Origin of the sequence: Sphingomonas palmae (assembly GCF_900109565.1) — a bacterium.
Taxonomy (GTDB): Bacteria; Pseudomonadota; Alphaproteobacteria; order Sphingomonadales; family Sphingomonadaceae; genus Sphingomonas; species Sphingomonas palmae.
On record NZ_FNZZ01000005.1, the window covers coordinates 59,121 to 81,280 of the forward strand.

The following is a 22,160-nucleotide window of genomic DNA, read 5'->3' on the forward strand; positions in this document are numbered from 1 at the left end:
TCCGCCGTCCCTTCTCAGTGCGGCTTGGGCTCGGGTGTCATCGCGAAGCCGCGCGACAGGCCGTGGTACAATTTCTCGCGGCACACCCACTGGCTCGCCGCATCGGCGATGAAGGCGGTGGCGAACATCGGCAGCATCAGCCCGCGGCTGGCGGTCGTCTCCGACAGGATGATGACCGCGGTCAGCGGCGCGCGCACGACGCCCGCGAAATAGGCGACCATGCCGAGGATCACGACCGCCGAGGTCGGGCTGGCCGGGAACACCTCGCGCAGCAGATTTCCGACGCCCGCGCCGACCGCGAGCGAGGGTGCGAAGATGCCGCCCGGCAGCCCCGCGACCGCGGTGGCGAGCGTGGCGAGGAACTTGGCCGGGCCGAACCATAAGGGCGCGTCGACCCCCACGATCATCGCGCGCGCCGCCGAATAGCCGGTACCCCAGGTCAGCCCGGTCGCGACGCCCAGCCCCGCCACCACGATGCCGCAGGCACCGGCGAACACGATCGGATTGGCCTTGCTCCACCGCGTGACACGGTGATTGCCGACCGCCAGGATCAGCATCAGCCGCGCGAATGCGCCGCCCGACAATCCGCCGACGACGCCGGCGACCGGCACCACCAGCAGCGCGCTGGACAGCGGCATGCTGGCGCCGATCACGCCGAAATAGACGTAATCGCCCTGTACCGACTGCGCGACCATGCCCGCGATGACGATTGCGGTCAGCACCAGCAGCGTGACGCGCTGCTCGTACGCGCTCGCCAGTTCCTCGATCGCGAACAGCAGACCGGCGAGCGGCGTGTTGAACGCGGCGGCGACGCCCGCGGCACCGCTGGCGATCACGACTGGCGTGCGCAGCGGCACGCGCATGATGCGGTGAGTGAATCCCATGACGGCCGCGGCGAGCTGCACCGTCGGCCCCTCGCGCCCGACCGACGCGCCCGACATGACCGCGGCGATCGTCAGCACGATCTTAGTGGCCGCAGTGCGGACCGAGATCAGCGAGCCGGTCGCGCGGTTGGGATCGTCCGCCGCCGCGATAACCTGCGGAATGCCCGACCCGCGCGCCAGCGGTGCGAAGCGACGGGTGACCCACACCAGCGCCACGAACGCGAGCGGTGTCGTCAGCAGCGGCAGCCAGTGATAGCGGTGCGCGTAGCCGTTGAACCATCCGCCCGCCCAGTCGGCAGCCTCGGCGAACAGGATCGCGACCAAGCCGATCGCGATCGCGCCGGCCAGCACCGACACGCGCGTGCGGAACTGCACCGACTTCGGCCCGCGCGTCCTGAGCAGCGCGCGGTAACGCGAAACCGTCCAGCGACGACGGGAGGCAGCGGCTGAGCGGCGGTCGAGCATGGCCCCGCTATAGCGCGATCGGTCGCGAGTTCACCTGCGACGGAACGAAAAAAGGCGGCGACGGGGTGAGTGCCCGGTCGCCGCCTTTTTTCTAGTGTCTGGCCGGGGCGCGCCGCGGCTAAGCCGCGTCGTCGGTCCTCGCTGTGGCGAGGCCGGCCGGGCGAGCCTTGAGGCTTGCCGCAGCTATCGCTGCGGCTTGCCCGGCTCGCCTCAGGCGGCCTTCGCCCTGCTCGCGCGCTTGCGCTCGTTCGGGTCGAGGTGGCGCTTGCGCAGGCGGATGTTCTTGGGCGTGACCTCGACCATCTCGTCGTCGTCGATATATGCGATCGCCTGCTCCAGCGTCATCTTCTTCGGCGGGGTCAGGCGAATCGCGTCGTCCTTGCCGCCCGACGCGCGGAAGTTGGTCAGCTGCTTCGCCTTCATCGGATTGACCTCGAGGTCATCCGTCTTGGCGTTCTCGCCGATGATCATGCCCTCGTACAGCGCTTCGCCGTGGCCGACGAACAGCACGCCGCGATCCTCAAGCGGGCCAAGCGCGTAGCCCTGCGCCTCACCCGCGCCGTTCGAGATCAGCACGCCGTTCTTGCGGCCCTCAATGTTGCCCTTGTGCGGCCCGTACTTCTCGAACAGCCGGTTCATGATGCCGGTGCCGCGCGTGTCCGACAAGAACTCGCCGTGGTAACCGATCATGCCGCGGCTGGGCGCGGAGAAGGTGATGCGCGTCTTGCCACCGCCCGAGGGACGCATGTCGGTCATCTCGGCCTTCCGCAGGTTCATCTTCTCGACGACCGTGCCCGAATATTCCTCGTCCACGTCGATGATGACGGTCTCGTACGGCTCGGTCTTCTTGCCGTCCTCGTCCTCGCCGAACAGCACGCGCGGACGGCTGATGCCGAGCTCGAATCCTTCGCGGCGCATCGTCTCGATCAGCACGCCGAGCTGGAGTTCGCCGCGGCCAGCCACCTCGTAGCTGTCGCGGTCGGCAGCCTCGGTCACCTTGACCGCGACGTTCGATTCCGCCTCGCGGAACAGGCGGTCGCGGATCATGCGGCTGGTCACCTTCGATCCCTCGCGCCCCGCCATCGGCGAATCGTTCACAGCGAAACGCATCGACAGCGTCGGCGGGTCGATCGGCTGCGCGTGCAGCGGCTCGGTCACCTGCGGGTCGGCGATGGTGTTCGAGACGGTCGCGGTGGTCAGGCCGGCGAGGCTGATGATGTCGCCCGCCTTGGCCTCATCGACCGGCACGCGGTCGAGCCCGCGGAACGACAGGATCTTCGACGCGCGGCCGGTCTCGACGACGTTGCCGTCATTGTCGAGCGCGTGGATCGGCTGGTTTAGCTTCACGGTGCCCGAATTGACACGGCCGGTCAGGATGCGGCCGAGGAAATTGTCACGATCGAGCAGCGTCACCAGGAAGGTGAACGGCACGTTTTCGACCTCCAGGTTGGGCGGCGGCACGTGGCTGACGATCGTCTCGAACATCGGGATCAGCGTGCCCTCGCGCGCGTCCATGTCGGTCGAGGCGTAGCCGTTGCGGCCCGACGCGTAGAGCACGGGGAAGTCGAGCTGCTCGTCGTTGGCGTCGAGCGACACGAACAGGTCGAACACCTCGTCGAGTACTTCCTGGATGCGCGCGTCGCTGCGGTCGACCTTGTTGACGACGACGATCGGCTTCAGGCCCAGCGCCAGCGCTTTGCCGGTCACGAACTTCGTCTGCGGCATCGCGCCTTCGGACGAATCAACCAGGAGGACGACGCCGTCGACCATCGACAGGATGCGCTCCACCTCGCCGCCGAAATCGGCGTGGCCGGGCGTGTCGACGATGTTGATGCGGATCGATTCATCGCTGCCCGGCGGAGTCCAGTCGACCGAGGTCGGCTTGGCGAGAATGGTGATCCCGCGCTCCTTCTCGAGGTCGTTCGAATCCATCGCGCGCTCTTCGATGCGCTGGTTCTCGCGGAACGTGCCCGACTGGCGGAAGAGCTGGTCGACGAGGGTGGTCTTGCCATGATCGACGTGCGCGATGATCGCGATATTGCGGAGGTTCATCATGTTTCCTGGATGGCCCGCGCGTTGGCACAGGCGATTTCGGCCGCGGCCTTAGCCTATTTGTGCGTCCGCGAAAAGATGGGGCGGGAAAGCGCGCAATTGCAGCGAAATGTCACAAAGGTCGCACCCATTGCGCACGTGCGCCCGCGCGAGGATTATACGTGATGAGGTCCCTGACACGCAGGACGGCTGTAGGACAGCGGCTCATCCACCATAGCGCCCGACAGCGAGAATTTCGTTCAATCGGTCGAGCGTCAGCATCCGGTGGATCGCGGCGTGCTTGTCGGACTGGCGATCGTACCAGCGCTGCCAGATGCGTTGCCCGACCCAGTAACCCGCCTCACTCTTCCACCCCGTGGGTGGATCGCCGGCGTTGCCGATCCAGCGATAGAGCGCGTCGCCGGCGGGCTTGCCGCGCGAAAGGTCACCTGACCCTTGCACCAGCGCGAGGTCGGCGTCGAAGCGCGTCCACAGCATACGCTCGTTCGCAATTCCCCAGGCAGCGCGTTCGGGATCGATCTGCCGGCCGGTGACGAGCGTGGCGATGAAGTCCGCCGCGCCTTCGACCAGCACGTTCTGCAGCAGCACATTGCCGTTCGCCGCCGCCAGCGCGCCATCGGGATCGTGCTGCAATGCGTGCACCGTCTCGTGCGCGTAGAAGCTGCGCAGCGTCGCGCGCAGCGCCTCGGGCGTTTCTGAGATGCGGCACAGCACCTCGAGCCCCAGCACTTGCACGCCAGGCGCGGCCGTGCCGCCCGAGTTGCCCGCGCCGATGACGAGGAAGATGCGCGGCAGCGATTGATCGGGCAGCAAGCCGTGAAGCGCTAGATACGTGGCGCGCAATTCACCCTGCGTCTCGCGCACGATCGGCAGGCAGACGCGGAGCGCGCGCTCGTAGCCCGCGCGGTCGGCGGCGACCGCCTTTGCGAGGTGTGCCGCACTCTCGATCCGGTCGGGGGTGAACACGCGCACGCCCTCGCTGCCCGGATCGAGGTAGCCACGCTGGAGGTCGGCCGCGGTCGGCACACCGCTTGCGGCGTCGAAGATCGCGGCGAAGCGGTCGACGTCGCTCGTCTCGACGGTGGCGGTGAGCGGATCGACCGGCGGCACGGTGTCGGGGGCAGCGAGGGCGAGCAGGAGGGCGGCGATCATCGCGGAAGCGTGGCACGGTCCTCGTGACGCGCACAAGTCGTGCGATTGCGGCGGCGGCGCTCGCGTCTTATACTGACAACACACTTGATCGCGGGCGGCTTCGCGGTCAGGCTGACGAGCGGCTCGCGCGGGTGCGGGCGAGAAGGATGGATACGATGGCGACCACGCCCGATACGACGACTGCCGAGAAGGAGCTGGTGCTGACCCCGCCCGATCCCGTGCCGCAGGTCGCGCCCGCGAAGGCGGCGGGGCTGGTGCCGGTCGACCAGGGCACGCGCACCGAGCTGGAGACGCGGGTCGACACCTTCGTAGAGCAGTTGATCGCGGAGGACGTGAACTCCCCCGAGTTCGGGCGCCGCGTCGACGCGATCACCAGCATGGGGCAGAAGGAAATCCGCGACGCCGCGGGGCAGTCGAACCGCTTCCTCGATCGGCCAGTCCGCGCGATGGACAAGGATGACGGCGTCGGCAAGGATCTGGCGCAGCTGCGTCGCGTCGTTGAGGACCTGGATCCGGGCAAGAAGGGCAACCTGACCGCGCCGCAGAAGCTGTTCGGGATCATCCCGTTCGGCAACAAGATGCGCAATTATTTCGACAGCTACAAATCCAGCCAGACGCATATCAGCTCGATCCTGAAGAGCCTGTCGTCGGGCAGGGACGAGCTGCTGATGGACAATGCCTCGATCGACACCGAGCGCGCGAACCTGTGGACCGCGATGGGTCGGCTGGAGCAGATGATCCACCTGTCGCAGACGATGGACGCGCGGCTGGAGGACAAGGCGAACGAACTCGACGCGACCGATCCGGCGAAAGCCAAGGCGATCCGCGAGACAGCGCTGTTCTACGCCCGCCAGCGCACACAGGACCTGCTGACGCAGATGGCGGTGACGGTGCAGGGTTACCTGGCGCTCGACCTGGTCAAGAAGAACAATGTCGAGCTGATCAAGGGCGTCGACCGCGCGTCGACCACGACAGTCGCGGCGCTGCGTACCGCGGTGACGGTGGCGCAGGCGCTGACCAACCAGAAGCTGGTGCTGGAGCAGATCACCCAGCTGAACACCACGACCGCCAACATCATCGATTCGACCGGCAAGCTACTGCGCTCCAACACCGCGCGCATCCACGAGCAGGCGGCAGCCTCGACGATCCCGCTCGAGACGCTGCAGCGCGCGTTTCAGAACATCTACGATACGATGGACGCGATCGACGACTTCAAGTTGAAGGCGCTCGACAGCATGAAGACGACGGTGACGACGCTGGGCAGCGAGGTCGAGAAGTCGAAGGGCTATATCGCGCGCGCCGAGGGTGCAGCGCAGAACCGCGTGTCGGGGCCGGCCGACCAATTCAAGCTGGAGGCGCTGTGAGCGGACCGACGCCGCCCGCGACCTCCACCGACGAGGCAATCGCCGACGCGCAGCGTGCGGTCGACCGGGTGCGCGGCGGCGGCGTGGTGCAGACGCAGCGGCGTCCGGTCCGCGGCGGTCGCGGCGGGGTGAAGCAGCGCGTCACGCTGATCGCGCTCGCTAATGCCGCCATCCTGATCGCGGCGGGGCTGTTCGGCGGGATTGTCATGCCGCTGGGCATGTTCGGCGCGCTGGCGGTGATGATGCTGATGCTGGCGGTCACGCTGGTGATCGCCTTTGCACCCGCGACCCCGGTGCCGACGCCCGAGCGGATCGCGCGCAGCGAGATCAAGGCGCTGCCGGCGGCGACGGCGCGGTGGCTCGACGCGCAACGCCCCGCGCTGCCCGCGCCCGCGGTGCCGGTGATCGATCGCATCGGCGCGCGATTGGACACGTTGGGGGTGCAGATCGGCGCGCTCGACGACGATGCGCCCGCCGCCGCCGAGGTCCGCCGGCTGGTCGGCGAACAGCTGCCCGAGTTCGTGCGCAACTATCAGAAGGTACCTGCGGGTCTTCGCTCCACGCCGCGGAACGGCAAGACGCCCGATCAGCAGCTCACCGACGGCCTGGGCGTGATCGAGCGCGAATTGGGCGAGATGAGCGAGCAGCTGGCGCAGGGCGACCTGGACGCGCTGGCGACGCGCGGGCGCTTTCTGGAGATCAAGTACCAGGGCGAGTGATGGAGCGAGGCGTGACCCGCGACGGTTGATCGGTCGCGGCGAACGGCGGGATCATCCACGTCTGCCCGACCTCGGTTGCGCGGAAACGGCCGAGCGGGATGTGCGCTCGCTCCAGCGCACAGTGCAGTTCGATGCGGGGCTGGTCGATCCCTTCCGAGGTCAGCTCGAACGTGCCCCAGTGGACGCCGAGCGCATAGGCGGCGCCCAGTTGTTCGAACGCAGTGACCGCCTGGTCGGGGCCGATGTGATTGCCCGTCTCCGCACCGCTGAAATGGTAAGCGCCGATCGGCAGTAGCGCCATCCGCACCGGTCCGTAGCGGCGCGCCTCGAGCGCCCAGCGCATGTCGCCTGGACCGGTGTCGCCCGCGAAATACAGATTGCCGCCCGGTAGCGTGACAACGAACCCGCTCCACAACGCGCGGTCGTGGTCGCCGACGCCGTGCCCGCTCCAGTGATGCGCGCGCGTGACGATCACGTCGATGCCGGGGCGCAACGCGACGCGCCCGCCCCAGTCGCGCGCCTGAGCCGCGATCCCGTAGCGCGCGAGCAGCGCGTCGTTGCGCAGCCCCGTCACAATCAGCGGATGGTCGCGGTCGGACAGCGTCTTGAGCGTGCCGGTGTCGAGGTGATCATAATGATCGTGGCTTAGCAGCACGAGATCGATTCGCGGCAGGTCGGCGAACCGGACGCCGGGTTCGCGCACGCGACGGGGGCCGGCGAATTGGACCGGGGAGGATCGCTCCGCCCAGACCGGGTCGGTCAGGATGTTGAGCCCGCGCGTCTGCACCAGCACGGTCGAGTGGCCGATCCACGTCACCGCCATCGCCTCGCCCTCGACACGCGCGGGCGGACGCGTCGGCGTGACCGGTACGTCAGGCCAGCTGTGCGCGCGCGAGAACAGGCTCTCGACCAGCCCGACCGGTCCCTTCTTCGCGTCGCCGCCGCTGCCCTGCTGGCCGTCAGGGTTGAAGAAGCGGCGTCCGTCGAAATGGTCACTGCGCGGCAGCTCTCCGGGCGTGATCGCGGGAACCGAGCAGCCGGCGAGCAGGAGAAGGGCTGAAAGGTGTCGGATCATCGTGGTCGCGCGACTTTGGAAAGGGGACGAAAGCGTTGCTGCTGCGTCACCGCCGCCGGCGTGTCAAACTTGGCTCACCCGGTCGCCATCCCCCATAGCAGATAGCCGTTCAGCCCAAGGATCACCGCCGCGATCGCCCAGGCGAGCGCCGACAGCCAGCGCGGCGCGGTGAAGCTGCCCATGTAGCCGCGGTTGGCGGTGAAGGCGACGAGCGGGATCACCGCGAACGGTAGCTGGAGCGAGAGGATGACCTGGCTGAGCACCAGCAACTCGCCCGCGCCCTTGTCGCCCGACGCGCCGACGACGAGCACCGCGGGCAGGATCGCGAGCGCGCGCGTGACCAGTCGACGAAGCCAGACCGGAAGGCGCAGGTCGAGAAACCCCTCCATCACGATCTGCCCGGCGAGCGTGCCGGTGACGGTCGAGTTCTGTCCGCTGGCGAGCAGCGCGATCGCGAACACCGCGCTCGCGCCGCCGACCCCCAGCATCGGGGCGAGCAGTTCGTGCGCCTGCTCGATCTCCGCCACCTCGGTCCGCCCGGCGGTGTGGAAGGCGGCGGCGGCGAGGATCAGGATCGCGGCGTTGATGAAGAAGGCTAGCCCGAGCGCGACCGTCGAGTCGATCGTCGCAAGTTTCAATGCGCGGTGCCGCCCTGCCTCCGCTTCACCGTAGGCGCGCGTCTGCACGATCGAGGAATGCAGATAGAGGTTGTGCGGCATCACGGTCGCGCCCAGGATACCGATCGCGATGTAGAGCGCGGCGGGGTTGGTCACGACCTCCGCCTGTGGGATCAACCCGCCCGCCGCCGCGACCCAGTCGGGCCGTGCCCAAATCAGCTCAAGCCCGAAACACACCGCAATCACGACCAGCAGCGCGGCGATGAACGCTTCCAGCTGGCGAAAGCCGCGGCGCTGGAGTGCCAGGATCACGAACACGTCAAGCCCGGTCAGCACCACGCCCCAGACGAGCGGCAGGCCGAACAGCAGCTTCAAGGCGATCGCGGTGCCCAGCACCTCGGCCAGGTCGCAGGCGATGATCGCGATCTCGGCGAGCAGCCACAACGCGATGCCGACCGGCTTCGACGTGCGCGCGCGGCACGCCTGCGCCAGATCGTGCCCAGCGCCGATGCCTAGCCGGGCAGCGAGCGCCTGCAGCACGATCGCCATCAGGTTGGAGCACAGCACCACCGACAGCAGCAGGTAGCCGAACGCCGAGCCGCCCGCGATGTCTGTCGCCCAATTGCCCGGGTCCATGTAGCCGACTGCGACGAGCCAGCCCGGTCCGACGAAGGCGAGCAATGTGCGCCAGAAGCCCGCACCTTCCGGCACGCGGATCGAGGCGTAGCTGTCGGCCAGCGATCGGGCGGGCGAATGTGACGGTGACGACATCGCTCCTGCCATGCGGGAGAAGCGCGCCCGGTTCAACGCGTTATCCGCGGCGCGTCCAAGTAAGCTTTCGTTGCCGCGCCGCGACCGGTGCCGGTTCGGCCATTGCGTGTTCAGCCGCGCCGCCGCAAGAAGGTGCCATGACAACGCTCCGCGCCCCCGCCATCGTCCTGACCGCCCTCGCCGGCTCGCTCGCCCTCGCCGCGCCCGCATTCGCCGCGCAGCCGATCAACGGTCGCTACGTGACCGAGGACGGCGCCGCACTGGTCGAGGTGGGCCCGTGCGGTGGCAAGACCTGCGGGCGGATCGTGCGAGTGCTGAAGCACACGCCGGGTGCCGCCGCGACCGACGTCAACAACAAGGACAAGACACTGCGCAGCCGCCCGATCGTGGGCATGCCGGTGCTGTCCGAGTTCGCCGATGCGGGCGACGACTGGCGCGGGCGCATCTACGACCCGCGCAACGGCAAGACCTACAAGTCGATCGTCAGTCGCAACGGCGACGGCACGCTGAAAGTGCAGGGTTGCATCGCGTTCCTGTGCCAGACGCAGACCTGGCGCCCGGCGCGCTGACGACGGGCATACGGCGCACGCCTGCGCTGCATCTCGTTTCGCATCGTGATCCGGCTCCGGCGTTAGGCGGAGGCCCTGACCGACATGCACCCACTACAAGGACGCGGGTAAAGGCGCGCGCCCGTATCTTAGTCTAATTCGGTCAGAAATCCTGGCCTCCTTTACGACACCTTCATCTCTGCCCGGTCATAAATGGACCAAAGGGGATGTCGGATGCGTAATTTGCGCGCAGTGCTGCGCCATACGAAGGGTGCGGCACTGCCGATGCTGGCGGCGGGATTACTGCCGGCGATCGCGGCGCTCGGCTCCGCGATCGACATGGGGCGCATCTACGTCGCCAAGTCGGCGCTGCAGGCGGGCGTGGATGCCGCGGCACTCGCCGGCGCGCGCTCCTACGCGGTCACCGGCAACGTGCCGAACTCGCGCGAGGCGCAGGTCGACGCCTATTTCTACGGCAACTTTCCCAAGGAAACGATGGGGTCGAGCGGCCTAGTCCTGACGCCGACGTTCCAAACGGTGAACAAGCGCAATCAGACCAGCGTTACCGCGAGCGTCAACATACCCATGACGTTCATGCGCACCTTCGGCATCGAGCAGCAGAAGATTTCCGCAATCGCGACGGCGGAAATCCAGCCGCATCCGCTCGAGATCATGATGGTGCTGGATAATACGGGTTCGCTAAAGGCCGATCTGCCTGCCAGCAACGGCAGCCCGTCAAAGACCCGCATCACCGCGCTGAAAGACGCATCCAAGAGCTTTCTCGACATCCTTTACCAGGGTGCGGACAACCGCGACGACCTGGCGATGGGGTTCGTCATGTACGACATTACCGCCAACGTCGGAAAATTGCTGCCAAGCTCGATGGTCCGTCAACGCTTCGGCTTCAACGACGCACTAGCGACGCAGTTCGGCGGCGGCTGGCCGGCGCAGCCGCTGTTGTGGAAGGGCTGCGTCTTCGACGACGCGACCGTGCAGAACATGACGTCGGACATCAGCTACCGCGATCCCGGCGCGTGGGACATCGACCGCTCGCTCCCCGGCGAAGGTGCGCATCCGCCGATCGAGCCCTATTTCATCCCGCCGTTCTGGACACCGAGGGAGAAAGCGGCCCCGGACAAGCCAGGGAAGGGCAAGGGACGGCCCGGCAACGCCAGCGCCGCCGACCCGAACGGCGAATATTACAAATACGCTGGGGGAGAAGCTGACTTCAACCTCTACAAGCTTCATCCCCAGTTCGCCGATGCGATGCTCAACTACGACAAGTCGGACGCGAATCCGTACAGACCGTGGTTCTATACTTATTATCTCGGGCTCAATAACGGCGCCGCCACGAGCGGTGACGATGTCATCACGCGGGTCGGAGGCGGATATTACGACCCGGACACGATGGATTGGGATTTCGCCTCCAATACGGGCACGCCGTTCGAGATCCATTATGACCGCATCCCGCGCTTCCAAGCCGACTGGAAGGACGCGCGTGACTCGCGTGTCAATCCGCAAGGTGGTTCGACCAACAACGGCGGCGCCAACCGGACGGAGGCACCGTCGCCCAATTGGCAGTGTCCAGAGGAAGCCGAACCGGTCACCTACGGGCGCAGCAAGGCCTATTGGACCGATGTAATCGAGAAGAAGAACGCCGCGATCTACCCCGCCAACGGCACGCTGCACCACGCCGGACTGTTGTGGGGATACCGGTTGCTGGTGCGCGACGACGTGTTCAAGCGCAGCAATCCAGTCAACGAGGACGCGAAGCGCGCCCTTGTCTTCATGACCGACGGTGAAACCGCGCTGAGCACGGCACCTAACGGTTACGCCAACCGCACCTGGACCTTCTACGGCAACTACGGCGACGCGCCCATTTCAAAGAACGTGGGCGATCTGACGCGACAGTCGGAACTTCGCTTCTCGAAAACCTGCGCGTCGATGCAGGCGGAGAAGAACCCGCCCAAGGTTTACATCGTCGCGCTGACCACCACCGACAAGAAGACGCTGGACATGTTCGAGCAGTGCGCGCCCGGTCACGTATATCGCACGTCCGACGCCGCGACGCTGAAGGCGGCGTTCGACGACATCGCGTCCGAACTCGTCGACCTGCACCTGGTCAAGTGATGACGCGGCGCACCCTTTGGCGCTGCACGCGCGGTGTCACGATCGTCGAATTCGCGCTGATCGCGCCGACGTTGCTGATGCTGATCTGCGGCGCGATCGAGCTCGGCCACCTGCTTTTCGCGCGACAGGTGCTGGAAGGTGCGCTGATCGAGGCGGCGCGCGCCGCAACCGCGAGCATGGAGACGGGCGAGAACGACCGGTCGACGATCATGCGCAAGAGCGTCGGCGACACGATGAAGCTGTTCCCGATCGCGGATGGCAAGTCGATCACGATCACGACGACCGTGTTCGCCGATTTCGCCTCGGTCACGCCAGAGATCTACACCGACGCCAACAAGAACGGGAAATACGACGCCGGCGAGCCATTCGTCGACCGCAACAAGAACGGCAAATGGGACCCGAGCACGCCCAAGACCGGCGTCATGGGCAATGCCGGCGACGTCGTCAGCTATACCGTGAATTACCCGAAGGCGGTGCTGTTCCAGATGGTCGGCAACGCGATCGGCTACGCGAACGGGGTAGAACCGCTGTCCGCCACCACCGTGGTGCGCAACGAAGCCTTGCGGCGCAAATCGTGAACGTGGCGCGGATCGCCTCGCTCGCCCGCAATCGTCGCGGCGTCGCCTTTCTGGAGTTCGCGCTAGGGCTGCCGTTGTTCCTGGGCCTGACGCTGACCGGGGTCGAGTTCGGCAATTACGTCATGGCGACCAACCGCGTACAGCGAATGGCGGGCATGATGAGCGACCTGGTCGCGCAGAGCGGCACCGGCGAGATCGGCATCAGCGAGAAGCAGGTCTACGACTTGTTCAACGCGATCGACCTGACCGCGCAGCCGTTCGACCTGCGCAACCACGGGCGCGTCGTCATCACCGGCGTGCAGGGCACCGACCAGAACAATGACAAGGTGATCGAGAACCGCATCCTGTGGCAGCGCTTCGACGGCGCATTCACGCAGGCAGCACCGGTCGTCGGATGCCGGCAGAAGGTCGAGATCGCGACGCTGCCGAACGCGCGCAACCTGCTGCTCGACGAGGTAATGTTCCACGTCCAGGTGAGCTACGACTACCAGCCGATCTTCAAGATCATCCCGTTTAGCATGATGGACGCCCAGCCCGCGATCACCCGCTCGGTCATGTTCCGCGCGCGATCGAAGGAGTTCACCACTCCGAACTCAGATGCGAAATTTCCGCCGAAGACGAACTGCGACACACCATCGGGGTTGTGAGCCAACACATCTACAAATGACATATTCCAGATATTGTCATTTTGCAGTTCAAGGCGTATTTGGTTGTTCTCGCAGGACGGAGCATGACCAATGACAATCGAAAGCAGCCTGGCGCTGGTACAGGGTTTTGTGCACGCAATCGAAGTGCGCGACCGAGCAACGATCGAGCGCAGCCTTGCCGAGGATGCCAAGCAGGTTTTTCCGATGGCGGGCGGTGGCTGGACCGGGCTGGCAGCCGTATTCGAGGGCAAGGCAGAGGTACTGGATTACACCTTCGGACTGTTCGACAACTTCAGCAGCCTCGTGTGGACGCACAAGGACTGGACGGTGTCATCCGATGGATCGCGAGTGTTCATGCAGGCCAAAAGTGAGGCGGTAGTCGCCTATTCACAGAAGCCCTACCGCAATACCTACGTGACCCGTTTCGACGTGGCCGACGGCAAGATCACCCGGGTTGTCGAATATGCGATCAGCGCCTTGTTCGAGGCGACTGGCATCGTGCCCAGTGAAACGATGATGCGGGCGATTGGCAGGGCGCAAAGCATGTCGGAGCATGCTAGCGTCGGTTGATGGTTGATCGCGCACGGACAGATCGAGCATCGGACATCAGGGCAGGGAAGCCCGAAGTAGCTTCCGTCACCGCCCGAGACGATGGCATGCACACACGCATTCTCGACGCTGCAGAGATGCTTTTACGACGATACGGACTGCCAAAACTCAACGTGGTCGATGTGTCGCGCCACCTTAACATGAGCCACGGCAATGTTTACCGCCACTTTTCCAGCAAAACGGCGCTACGATCGGCCGTGGTCGAGCGCTGGCTGGGCCGCGTGTCGGAGCAGACCGGGGCGATTGCGCACAAGCAGGGCCCGGCCGATCAACGGTTGATCGAATGGCTTCGTACCCTGGCAGCGATCAAGCAGCGCAAGGTCACCGATGATGCCGAACTGTTGCGCGCCGCGGTGCAGGTGGTTCGCGATACGCCCGCCGTGCAGGATCATCATGCCGACCTTCTGACCCGACAGCTGACCGGCATCTTGGCTGACGGCAAGAACGACGCCACGTTGCCGCGTGTCGACGAACCGCGGCGAACGGCTGTGGCCATCCTCGATGCCACGACCCGGTTCCACCATCCCGACATGGTGGCGAACGGCGGCGCGCCGGAAGACCAGATGCACGGCCTTGAGGCCGTGATCGCCCTGATACTGTCAGCCATCGGAGAAGCGGGCGCTATCGCAAGGAGATAGAACAGTTGTTGCTGTTCTTTCAGATTGCCACCGCGTTCTTATAAAGAAGCCTCTTTCGTGCGTTCATTTCTAATATGCGGCTGAGTATTCGCCGTACCAATCGACGCTCCCTTGAAAAGAGCGACTGCTTGCCCATTGGCAAGCATTTTCTTCACTCAATTGCGGACGTGCGGTAGATGTCTAAGAATACGGCTCATCGGAGGACCATAGACGCCGTGTCCAGAGACAAGAGACTTCTGTTGGCCTGAACTTCCTTTCACGGCTGGCTGGCTTTCGAACGCGCTTTTCATCGCGGGTTTGTTGTTGGTGATGAGAGCTTGGTGGTCACCGCGTCGCTAACCTCCGCTTTCCACACAACAGCACAAACCCCCATCAAACCGGCGCCGCGTCGGGACCTGCGCCGTAATGATGCCACGTGAAGATCGCCGCCGCGCCGCGGTGGGGACGCCAGGCCTCGGCCAGTTCGCGGGTGAGTTTCTCGCTCGGACGGGTATCGTGGCCGAGAATGCGGCCGACCTCGATCTGCACCGCAAGGTCGCCCGCGGGCCAGATGTCGGGGCGGCCTTCGGCGAACAGCAGGTAGACCTCCGCCGACCAGCGCCCGATCCCCTTGACGTTGACGAGTTGCGCGACGGCTTCCTCGTCGTCGGCGGGCAGATGCACGAGGTCGAGGCGGCCGCTCAGCACCTCCTCGGCCAGGCTGCGCGCGTAGCCCGTTTTCTGCCGTGAGAAGCCGCAGGCGCGAAGCGCCTCGTCGCTCGCCGCCGCGATGATCGAAGGATCGTTCGGGTCGCCGACCTGATCCTCAAGCTTGCGCCACACCGCGTCGGCGGCGCGCACGCTCACCTGCTGTCCGACGATGGTGCGCAGCAAGGTGGCGTAGCCGCGCTGGCGGATGCGCGGCGCCGGGTAGCCGACGCGCGCGATGGCGGCGGCGAAGGCGGGTTCGATATCAGCCAGCGCGTCCAGCCCGGCGCGCAGGTCGCGCTCGTTCAGGCCCATCGCGGAACCGCTCGCGCCACCCATTGCCCGGGCGCGCCCGACGCGGCATGGCGGCGCAAACTTGTCGGAGACATCATCATGCCCAAGCTTATCGTCGTCACGCGCGAGGGGGAAGAACGCGAGATCGAGGGCGAGGTCGGCCTGTCGGTGATGGAAGTGATCCGCGACGCCGGGATCGACGAGATCCTGGCACTGTGCGGCGGCTGCTGCAGCTGCGCGACGTGCCACGTCCACGTCGATCCCGCCTTCGCCGATCGCCTGCCTAAGATGAGCGAGGACGAGAACGACTTGCTCGATTCGTCCGCCGACCGCGACGCGGGCTCGCGGCTGTCGTGCCAGATCCAGTTCACCTCCGCGCTCGACGGGTTGAAGGTGCGGATCGCCGAGGAGGATTGAGACGGGCGTGGCGCGGTCGATCCCGCGCCCCGGATAGCGCGCCTAGCCGCGCGCGGCCACCGCGTAGAGCGCGATCGCAGCGGCGTTCGAGACGTTCAGGCTCTCGACCTTGCCCGAGATCGGCAGCCGCGCGAGCTGGTCGCAGTGTGCCTCGGTATTCTGCCGCATGCCCTCCCCTTCCGCGCCCAGCACGATCGCGGGGCGGGTCTCGCCCAGCTGCTCGCCCAGCGTCGCGGAAGCGTGACCGGTCAGGCCGATGCGCCAGAACCCCGCCTCGCCGATCTCGTCGAGCGCGCGCGCGAGATTGACGACGCGCACCCACGGCACGACCTCGAGCGCGCCCGAGGCCGACCGCGCGAGCACGCCCGATTCGGGCGGCGCGTGACGGTCCTGCGTGACGATGCCGAGCGCGTCGAACGCCGCGGCCGAGCGCATGATCGCGCCGACGTTGTGCGGATCGGTCACCTGATCGAGCACGATCAGCGGGCGACGATCACCCTCCCCCTGCGCCAGCAGGTCGCCGAGCCACACGTCCTCGAGCGGATCGACCTCCGCGACCAGCCCCTGGTGCGGCGCGTCGTTCGGCACCAGCCGGCCGAGATCGGGCGCCTCGGCGAAGACGACGGGCAGCGATGACGGAATGTCGAGCGAGGACAGCGCCTCGCGCGTGCCCCACATCTTGCGCACGACCCGCTCAGGGTTGGCGAGCGCGGCGGCGACGGCGTGACGGCCCCAGAAGCGCGGGCGGTTACCTTGCGTCTGGCTCGGGCGATGACCGCGGCGCGCCATCAGCGCTGATTTCCGATAAGCATGGCGGCGTGCCTATGCCGTGGTCCGCGCGCGCGCAAGCGTCGCGCCAGTCCGACGCGCGAAGGGACTTGCGCACCGCCGCGCACGCCTCTAGGAGCCGCCTTCTTCGTCGCAGTTGCGGCGCAGAACCGCGGCCTGACCAGCCGCCTGTACCGTGCAATCCGCACCGTACAGCAGGTGCCGGACGCTTCGTCCGCACCGACCCGGATGGAAGGGTGGCCGAGTGGTTAAAGGCAGCAGACTGTAAATCTGCCCGCGTGAGCGTACACTGGTTCGAATCCAGTCCCTTCCACCACCTTTTCCTTGAAGGCCATCGAGCCGGCAAGCGGCTCCGCCACGGCGATCAAGCGCGCTCTTGCCGCAGCACCGGGACGCGCCTAGCGCCGCGGTAACGGACGAGAGGAACAGATCGGTGCGCAAGAGGATGATGCTGTCGGCGGCGGCAATGCTGCTTTCCAGCGCGGCGTTCGGGCAAGCGCCCGCACCCGCGTTTACGCCTGACCCGGCGGCGCCAAAGGGGCGGCTGCCCGATGCGGCGACGCCCAAGGCGTACCGGCTCGACTTCACTATCCTGCCCGAAAAGGACGGCTTCTCCGGTCACGACGAGATCGACGTCGTGCTGAAACAGGCGACGCAGCACCTGTACCTGCACGGGCGCGACCTGAACGTGTCGAAGGTGATGGCGCGCGTGGGCAAGACGATCGTGCCCGCCACCTTCACGCAGGTCGACGCGACCGGCACCGCGCGACTCGACTTCGCACGTGCCGTGCCCGCGGGCGCCGCCACCCTCGTGTTCGATTACACCGGCAAGTTCGGCAACGACGCCTCCGGGCTCTACCACGTCAAGGTCGCGGATCGCTGGTACAGCTGGACCCAGTTCGAGAGCATCGACGCGCGCGCCGCATTCCCGTCGTTCGACGAACCCGGCTACAAACAGCCGTTCACGGTCAGCGTGACGACCGCGCCGGGCATGACCGTGGTCAGCAACAGCCCGGCGACTGGCGTGCAAAAGGCCGCGGGCGGGATGGAAACCCACCGTTTCGCGCCGACCAAGCCGCTGCCGACCTATCTCGTCGCGATCGACACCGGGCCGTTCGTGCGTCAGCCCGGCACGATCGCGGCGACCCCGGAGCGCGCGCAGGGCATGCCGTACGGCATCGTCGCGACGCAGGCGCAGAAGGACAAGATGGCCTATGCGTTCGCGGAAACGCCGCCGATCGTCGCGCTCTTGGAGCGTTACTTCGGCGAGGCCTTCCCCTTCCCCAAGCTCGACCAGATCGGGTCGCCGATCATGCCGGGCGCGATGGAGAATGCGGGCGCCGACACCTACGGCGACGGCATCCTGTTCCTTGATCCGGGTGCGACGACCAGCGACAAGAAGGAGTTCGGCATGGTCGTCAGCCACGAGCTGGCGCACCAGTGGTTCGGCGACCTCGTCTCTCCCGAATGGTGGAGCGACATCTGGCTGAACGAGAGTTTCGCCAACTGGATGGGCTACCGCATCGCCAACGAGTGGAAGCCCGAGCTCGGCATCGGCGTCGGCGCGCTGGCGGAAGGGTTCGCGGCGATGAACACCGACGCGCTCGAGGTCGGTCGCCCGATCCACCAGCCGATCACCGACAATAGCCAGATCGACAGCGCGTTCGACAGCATCACCTATGGCAAGGGCGGGCAGGTCGTCGCGATGATCGCGGCCTATCTGGGCGACGAAAAGTTCAAGGAGGGCGTGCGGCTCCACCTCAAGCGTCACGCTTACGGCAATGCCTCTTCCGAGCAGTTCTTCCAGTCGATTGCCGACGCCGCGCACGATCCCAAGGTGCTCGCCGCGCTGACCAGCTTCGTCGATCAGCAGGGTGTGCCGGTCGTCGATATTCGGCGTCAGGGAACATCGCTGACTGCGACGCAGGCGCGCTACGCCTTTATCGGCTCGACGCCCAAGCCGCTCAGCTGGACGATCCCGCTGTGCCTGCGCGTCGACGCGGCCAAGCAGTGCAGCCTGCTCGACGCGAAAACGACAACGATGACCGTTCCCGCCGGGCGCGTGGTGATGCCCAATGTCGGCGGCACGGGTTACTACCGCTTCGATCTCGCCCCCGCCGACTGGCAGGCGCTGATCGCGTCGTCGCCGACGCTCGGCGGCGGAGAGGCGGTCGCGACCACCGACAGCCTCTGGGCCTCGTTCCGCGCCGGCAAGGCACCGGCCGCGTGGCTGATCGCGGAGGCGCGCGCGATGGCGGCGAACCCCGATCCGGCGGCGAGCGTCGATCCGGGTGCGCGGATCGCCGGGCTGCGCTCGCGCGGGCTGATCGGTGCCAGTGCGCTGCCGGCGTACAAGTCGCTGATGAACGCGGTCTACACGCCGCGACTAAAGCAGCTCGGCTTCAACCCGGCGGCGGGCGCGTACAAGGCCGAGGACCCGCGTCAGCAGGAGCTGCGTCACCGCCTGGTCAGCCTGGTCGCCGACGAGGCGCAGGATGCGGGCACGCGCGCGACGTTGAAGGCGGCAGCGACGCACTATCTGGCGGGTGACACCGCCGCGCTCGACCCTGGCTTCCTTGGCGACGGCCTGAGCGTGCTGGCGCAGGACGGTGGTATGCCGGTCGCGCGGACCCTGGTCGAGCGCGCGCTGTCGAGCGAGGACGCGACGCTCAGGTCGAGCGCATTGGGTGCGGCGGCGTCGAGCGGGCGAACTGACGTCGCGAATTACCTGCTGGGGCTCAACGATCCGCGGCTGCGCAGCTTCGACCGGTTGCGCGTGATCTTCGGCGTGATCGGCACGCTCGCAACGCGCGAACTCGGCACCGACTGGGTACTCGCCAATTACGAGCGGCTGGTCGCGGACGCGAACGGCGTGTTCATCTCGACCCGCCTGCCGTCCGCGTTTGCGGCGCAGTGCGGCGCCGACCGCGCGGCGGCGATCGATGCCAAGGTCGGGCCGGCGGTCCGCCGCGCCAACGTGGGCGTGCTCGCCTATGAGCGGACGCTGGAGTCGATCCGGCTGTGCGGCGCGCTGCGCGACGCGAAGGCGGCGGAGATCACCGCGGCGGTGACGACGGCGGGCAAGGCCACGAGCTGACACGATACGAGGTGCGGCACAATGTGTCGCACTTCACCCGCCGTGGCGGATCGACCCGGGCGGGCCCAGGCGCATCTCTTCGGATCAGGGGATCGACACGGGGCCGGCGGTGCGCGCAGGAAATTGCGTCATCACGGCGGTCGCGAGCGTTCGTGCGACGAGCGGAACGTTGCCGGATGGCGTGTTCGAGACGCGCGCGGTGACGGCGCTGCCCGACCAGATGACCCGCGCTTCACCCCGCGGCCTGATCGCGATCGTCAACCGGGTCACGACCAGATCGTCGAGCCGGTCGCCGCCTGCGCGCAGGCCGAGGCTGACGCCGCCGTTCAGGCTCATCTGCGGCGCGCCACCGCTCGCACGTCCACCGCTCACCACGCCGCGTGCTGCCCGATCGATCGTGACATCGGCGACGTAGCGGCCGTGCCCGGCGTCGGGCAGCAGGGTGAACCCTCTGCCGGCGAGTGCCTGCTCGACAGCATCGACGTAGATCGCGCGTGCCGGTTTGGTGAGGGCCTCCCCGCCGACCGTCCCGATCACGATCGTGCCGGCGACGGGCACCTCGGATGATCGCGCCGGCACGGGTGCCGGACTCGCGGCGACGGGTGCAGGCGGCGACTGCGTGAGTGCGACGAGTGCGGCCGCAGTAAACAACATGGTCATGCACCTGATCCTGGCTCGCACACGGACGAAGTGCCGGCGGTCGTGGGAAGAACCATCAATCCTGCGGGGCGATCCCTGCAGGGGCCGACACGTGAGCATGGACCAAGGAGCGCGCGACCATCCGACGAGAGGCGCCGCGAGCCGCAGTCTTTGGCAGTTACGAAGAGGAAGAAGCAAATTGAGCCAGTCGCCAAATCAGCAGCGACGCGCCTTCGTGCATCGCTGAGCGGCCGATCCAGCAACAAGTCGACACAAAATTCGTGCGACATGGGACCGGATACGGGCTGATCGTCGTTTAGCGCGATAGGTCGGCATAGTGCCGGTCGTATTTCGCAGGGGACGACGATGGACGGAACGGCTTTTCTGATAGGATTTACCATCCTATCGCTCGGATCGCTCGCGATATACGCGACCGGCAGCAAGCAGCCACCGTCCCGCCATCACACATTATTGCACGCCAGCGTGCCGTTCATCGCGGCGACGGCGTATCTTGCGATGGCGTTCGGCATCGGAACATTGGTTAAGTTCGACGGGACCGCAACCTATTTCGCGCGCTACGCTGACTGGTCGGTGACGACGCCGATCCTGTTGGCCAGCCTCGTCCTGCTCGCCTTTCACGAGCGCGGGTCGACCGGTGAGGTCGGCGGCTATCTGACCTCGATCATCGTGCTCGACGTGCTGATGATCCTGACCGGTCTGATCTCGTCGCTGGCGGCAGTGCCGGTCATCAAGTGGGTCTGGTATCTGTGGTCATGCGTCGCCTTCGCCGGCGTGCTGTACCTGTTGTGGGTGCCGCTGCGCGCGCGCGCGATGGAGCGCGGCCCGGCGCTGGGCAGCGCGTATCTGAAGAACGTCGGCTTCCTGACGGTGGTCTGGTTCCTGTACCCAATCGTGTTCCTGATCGGTCCCGAGGGGTTGAAGATCATCAACGATCCGACCTCGGTCTGGGCAATCCTGATCATGGATGTGGTCGCGAAGGTCGTCTACGCCTTCTATGCCGCGAACAACGTCGACAAGGCGCTGCGTGAACGTGGGTCTGACCACGGCTATGAGCATGGACACGAGCACGGCCGCGTTCACGCGTGAACGGGCGCGCGCCAGTGGGAGATCGGCCGGTGTTGAGGCAGACACGACCCGGCTGGTCGATGATCGGCTGGTGCGCGCTGGGGGCGGCGGCGATCGCCGCCTCGTTCGCGCCGCTGCTGGTGCAACTCGGCTACGCGGTGATCGCGGTGGGCGTAATCGGTATGGCGCATGGCGCGAGCGATCTCGCCATCGTCGAGCGGGCGCGACGCCCCGGTTTTCTGGCGCTCTACGGCGTGGTTTCGCTGGCGTGCCTGTGGTGGTGGACGGCACAGCCCGCGGTCGCGCTGCCGCTGTTCCTGCTCGCCTCCGCGATCCATTTCGCGCTGGAGGATGCGCCGTCGGGCACGCTCACCGAGCGCGCGGCGCGCGGCGTCAGCCTGATCGCGACACCTGCGGTGCTCCACGCGGCGACGCTTCGCGAGCTGCTGGTGATCGCGGGCGGGCCGGATGCGCTGGTGCCGGGCCTGGTGACGGCGATGACGTTGATCGGCGGCATCACGGCTGGTGGCCTGATGGTGCTGGCGTGGCAGCGGCGCGACGTGCGGCTCGCGTTGGGGACGCTGGCGCTGCTGATCTTCCCGCCGCTGGTCGGCTTCTCGCTCGGCTTCCTGATCCTCCACGCACTGCCGCAGACCGCGATTCGGCAGGAGCGGATCGGGTGCCGCACCACCGCCAGCTACGTCCGGGCGGTCGCACCAATCCTGCTGCTCGCCTTCGTGCTCGCAGGCGCGGTCGGCGCGCTCCTGCTGCGGGTCGATGCGAGCGGTGTCCGCGCGCTGTTCGCCGCGATCGCGGCGCTGGCGGTACCGCACCTGCTCGTCACACCGTGGTTCTCGGGTGAGGTACAGCAGGCACACCTTCGCGCGGCCTGAGCGATAAAG

At 66.8% G+C, this 22,160-nt stretch carries 20 protein-coding genes and 1 tRNA gene; 13 read left to right on the forward strand and 8 right to left on the reverse strand.

The window, feature by feature from the left end; all coding sequences use genetic code 11:
* Window positions 1-14: 14 nt before the first annotated feature.
* The 3 genes from BMW51_RS12630 to BMW51_RS12640 all read right to left on the reverse strand — a co-directional run bounded on the left by BMW51_RS12630 (window position 15) and on the right by BMW51_RS12640 (window position 4,553).
* Window positions 15-1,349, reverse strand: coding sequence for a chloride channel protein (locus tag BMW51_RS12630; RefSeq protein ID WP_093006995.1), 1,335 nt, complete (start codon window positions 1,347-1,349; stop codon window positions 15-17).
* Window positions 1,350-1,559: 210 nt separating this feature from the next.
* The gene (typA, locus tag BMW51_RS12635) at window positions 1,560-3,401 is read right to left on the reverse strand and encodes a translational GTPase TypA (RefSeq protein WP_093007277.1); all 1,842 of its coding nucleotides are present in this window, start codon (window positions 3,399-3,401) and stop codon (window positions 1,560-1,562) included.
* A 204-nt stretch (window positions 3,402-3,605) separates the two neighbouring features.
* Window positions 3,606-4,553, reverse strand: a complete 948-nt coding sequence (locus tag BMW51_RS12640) for a DUF2268 domain-containing putative Zn-dependent protease (protein WP_093006997.1) — start codon at window positions 4,551-4,553, stop codon at window positions 3,606-3,608.
* A 155-nt stretch (window positions 4,554-4,708) separates the two neighbouring features.
* Here BMW51_RS12640 and BMW51_RS12645 point away from each other — a divergent pair, with 155 nt between their 5' ends.
* Both BMW51_RS12645 and BMW51_RS12650 read left to right on the forward strand, forming a co-directional pair.
* Window positions 4,709-5,917, forward strand: coding sequence for a toxic anion resistance protein (locus tag BMW51_RS12645; protein WP_093007279.1), 1,209 nt, complete (start codon window positions 4,709-4,711; stop codon window positions 5,915-5,917).
* Complete coding sequence (locus BMW51_RS12650; protein ID WP_093006999.1) at window positions 5,914-6,636, forward strand: hypothetical protein; 723 nt, start codon at window positions 5,914-5,916, stop codon at window positions 6,634-6,636. Before BMW51_RS12645 ends, BMW51_RS12650 begins: the two co-directional genes overlap by 4 nt.
* Here the strand turns inward: BMW51_RS12650 and BMW51_RS12655 are convergent.
* Entirely contained in the window at window positions 6,617-7,711 is a 1,095-nt protein-coding gene (locus BMW51_RS12655; RefSeq protein WP_093007001.1) for an MBL fold metallo-hydrolase, read from the reverse strand. The two genes, BMW51_RS12650 and BMW51_RS12655, sit on opposite strands and share 20 nt — an antisense overlap.
* Window positions 7,712-7,785: 74 nt before the next feature.
* Window positions 7,786-9,099 carry an Nramp family divalent metal transporter gene (locus BMW51_RS12660; protein WP_093007281.1) on the reverse strand — a complete coding sequence of 438 codons (1,314 nt, stop codon included), beginning with the start codon at window positions 9,097-9,099 and terminating at the stop codon, window positions 7,786-7,788.
* A gap of 137 nt (window positions 9,100-9,236) precedes the next feature.
* Here BMW51_RS12660 and BMW51_RS12665 point away from each other — a divergent pair, with 137 nt between their 5' ends.
* From BMW51_RS12665 to BMW51_RS12690, 6 genes are all read left to right on the forward strand, one after another.
* A complete protein-coding gene (locus tag BMW51_RS12665; RefSeq protein WP_093007003.1) occupies window positions 9,237-9,668 on the forward strand; it encodes a DUF2147 domain-containing protein in 432 nt (143 codons plus the stop codon).
* A 213-nt stretch (window positions 9,669-9,881) separates the two neighbouring features.
* A complete protein-coding gene (locus BMW51_RS12670; protein ID WP_177171665.1) occupies window positions 9,882-11,777 on the forward strand; it encodes a pilus assembly protein TadG-related protein in 1,896 nt (631 codons plus the stop codon).
* Window positions 11,777-12,355, forward strand: a complete 579-nt coding sequence (locus BMW51_RS12675; protein WP_245708501.1) for a TadE/TadG family type IV pilus assembly protein — start codon at window positions 11,777-11,779, stop codon at window positions 12,353-12,355. Before BMW51_RS12670 ends, BMW51_RS12675 begins: the two co-directional genes overlap by 1 nt.
* A gap of 2 nt (window positions 12,356-12,357) precedes the next feature.
* On the forward strand, window positions 12,358-13,002 hold the full coding sequence (locus BMW51_RS12680; protein WP_245708502.1) for a TadE/TadG family type IV pilus assembly protein: 645 nt from the start codon (window positions 12,358-12,360) through the stop codon (window positions 13,000-13,002).
* A 90-nt stretch (window positions 13,003-13,092) separates the two neighbouring features.
* Window positions 13,093-13,572 carry a nuclear transport factor 2 family protein gene (locus BMW51_RS12685; RefSeq protein WP_093007011.1) on the forward strand — a complete coding sequence of 160 codons (480 nt, stop codon included), beginning with the start codon at window positions 13,093-13,095 and terminating at the stop codon, window positions 13,570-13,572.
* Between the two features lie 86 nt (window positions 13,573-13,658).
* Window positions 13,659-14,249 carry a TetR/AcrR family transcriptional regulator gene (locus BMW51_RS12690; protein ID WP_177171666.1) on the forward strand — a complete coding sequence of 197 codons (591 nt, stop codon included), beginning with the start codon at window positions 13,659-13,661 and terminating at the stop codon, window positions 14,247-14,249.
* Between the two features lie 372 nt (window positions 14,250-14,621).
* On the opposite strand, the gene BMW51_RS12695 is transcribed toward BMW51_RS12690, so the two are convergent.
* Complete coding sequence (locus BMW51_RS12695) at window positions 14,622-15,251, reverse strand: DNA-3-methyladenine glycosylase family protein (protein WP_093007283.1); 630 nt, start codon at window positions 15,249-15,251, stop codon at window positions 14,622-14,624.
* A 78-nt stretch (window positions 15,252-15,329) separates the two neighbouring features.
* Between BMW51_RS12695 and BMW51_RS12700 the strand changes: the two genes are divergently transcribed.
* Entirely contained in the window at window positions 15,330-15,647 is a 318-nt protein-coding gene (locus BMW51_RS12700) for a 2Fe-2S iron-sulfur cluster-binding protein (RefSeq protein WP_093007015.1), read from the forward strand.
* Window positions 15,648-15,689: 42 nt separating this feature from the next.
* On the opposite strand, the gene rlmB is transcribed toward BMW51_RS12700, so the two are convergent.
* Window positions 15,690-16,436, reverse strand: coding sequence for a 23S rRNA (guanosine(2251)-2'-O)-methyltransferase RlmB (rlmB, locus tag BMW51_RS12705; RefSeq protein ID WP_093007017.1), 747 nt, complete (start codon window positions 16,434-16,436; stop codon window positions 15,690-15,692).
* A gap of 230 nt (window positions 16,437-16,666) precedes the next feature.
* Between rlmB and BMW51_RS12710 the strand changes: the two genes are divergently transcribed.
* Window positions 16,667-16,752, forward strand: a tRNA-Tyr gene (locus tag BMW51_RS12710).
* Between the two features lie 117 nt (window positions 16,753-16,869).
* On the forward strand, window positions 16,870-19,533 hold the full coding sequence (locus BMW51_RS12715; protein ID WP_245708504.1) for a M1 family metallopeptidase: 2,664 nt from the start codon (window positions 16,870-16,872) through the stop codon (window positions 19,531-19,533).
* Window positions 19,534-19,617: 84 nt separating this feature from the next.
* Here BMW51_RS12715 and BMW51_RS12720 read toward each other — a convergent pair whose 3' ends face one another.
* Complete coding sequence (locus BMW51_RS12720; protein ID WP_093007021.1) at window positions 19,618-20,193, reverse strand: DUF4136 domain-containing protein; 576 nt, start codon at window positions 20,191-20,193, stop codon at window positions 19,618-19,620.
* 345 nt (window positions 20,194-20,538) lie between these two features.
* Between BMW51_RS12720 and BMW51_RS12725 the strand changes: the two genes are divergently transcribed.
* Both BMW51_RS12725 and BMW51_RS12730 read left to right on the forward strand, forming a co-directional pair.
* Window positions 20,539-21,279, forward strand: a complete 741-nt coding sequence (locus BMW51_RS12725) for a bacteriorhodopsin (RefSeq protein WP_093007023.1) — start codon at window positions 20,539-20,541, stop codon at window positions 21,277-21,279.
* 29 nt (window positions 21,280-21,308) lie between these two features.
* Complete coding sequence (locus tag BMW51_RS12730) at window positions 21,309-22,151, forward strand: Brp/Blh family beta-carotene 15,15'-dioxygenase (RefSeq protein WP_245708505.1); 843 nt, start codon at window positions 21,309-21,311, stop codon at window positions 22,149-22,151.
* The last annotated feature ends 9 nt before the right edge of the window (window positions 22,152-22,160 follow it).

Coding starts and splice junctions, on each gene's coding strand:
- BMW51_RS12630 (WP_093006995.1), bottom strand. CDS start 1,349: ATGCTCGACCGCCGCTCAGCCGCTGCCTCCCGTCGTCGCTGGACGGTT.
- BMW51_RS12640 (WP_093006997.1), bottom strand. CDS start 4,553: ATGATCGCCGCCCTCCTGCTCGCCCTCGCTGCCCCCGACACCGTGCCG.
- BMW51_RS12655 (WP_093007001.1), bottom strand. CDS start 7,711: ATGATCCGACACCTTTCAGCCCTTCTCCTGCTCGCCGGCTGCTCGGTT.
- BMW51_RS12670 (WP_177171665.1), top strand. CDS start 9,882: ATGCGTAATTTGCGCGCAGTGCTGCGCCATACGAAGGGTGCGGCACTG.
- BMW51_RS12720 (WP_093007021.1), bottom strand. CDS start 20,193: ATGACCATGTTGTTTACTGCGGCCGCACTCGTCGCACTCACGCAGTCG.
- rlmB (WP_093007017.1), bottom strand. CDS start 16,436: ATGGCGCGCCGCGGTCATCGCCCGAGCCAGACGCAAGGTAACCGCCCG.
- BMW51_RS12660 (WP_093007281.1), bottom strand. CDS start 9,099: ATGTCGTCACCGTCACATTCGCCCGCCCGATCGCTGGCCGACAGCTAC.
- typA (WP_093007277.1), bottom strand. CDS start 3,401: ATGAACCTCCGCAATATCGCGATCATCGCGCACGTCGATCATGGCAAG.
- BMW51_RS12700 (WP_093007015.1), top strand. CDS start 15,330: ATGCCCAAGCTTATCGTCGTCACGCGCGAGGGGGAAGAACGCGAGATC.
- BMW51_RS12645 (WP_093007279.1), top strand. CDS start 4,709: ATGGCGACCACGCCCGATACGACGACTGCCGAGAAGGAGCTGGTGCTG.
- BMW51_RS12665 (WP_093007003.1), top strand. CDS start 9,237: ATGACAACGCTCCGCGCCCCCGCCATCGTCCTGACCGCCCTCGCCGGC.
- BMW51_RS12690 (WP_177171666.1), top strand. CDS start 13,659: ATGCACACACGCATTCTCGACGCTGCAGAGATGCTTTTACGACGATAC.
- BMW51_RS12725 (WP_093007023.1), top strand. CDS start 20,539: ATGGACGGAACGGCTTTTCTGATAGGATTTACCATCCTATCGCTCGGA.
- BMW51_RS12695 (WP_093007283.1), bottom strand. CDS start 15,251: ATGGGCCTGAACGAGCGCGACCTGCGCGCCGGGCTGGACGCGCTGGCT.
- BMW51_RS12675 (WP_245708501.1), top strand. CDS start 11,777: ATGACGCGGCGCACCCTTTGGCGCTGCACGCGCGGTGTCACGATCGTC.
- BMW51_RS12685 (WP_093007011.1), top strand. CDS start 13,093: ATGACAATCGAAAGCAGCCTGGCGCTGGTACAGGGTTTTGTGCACGCA.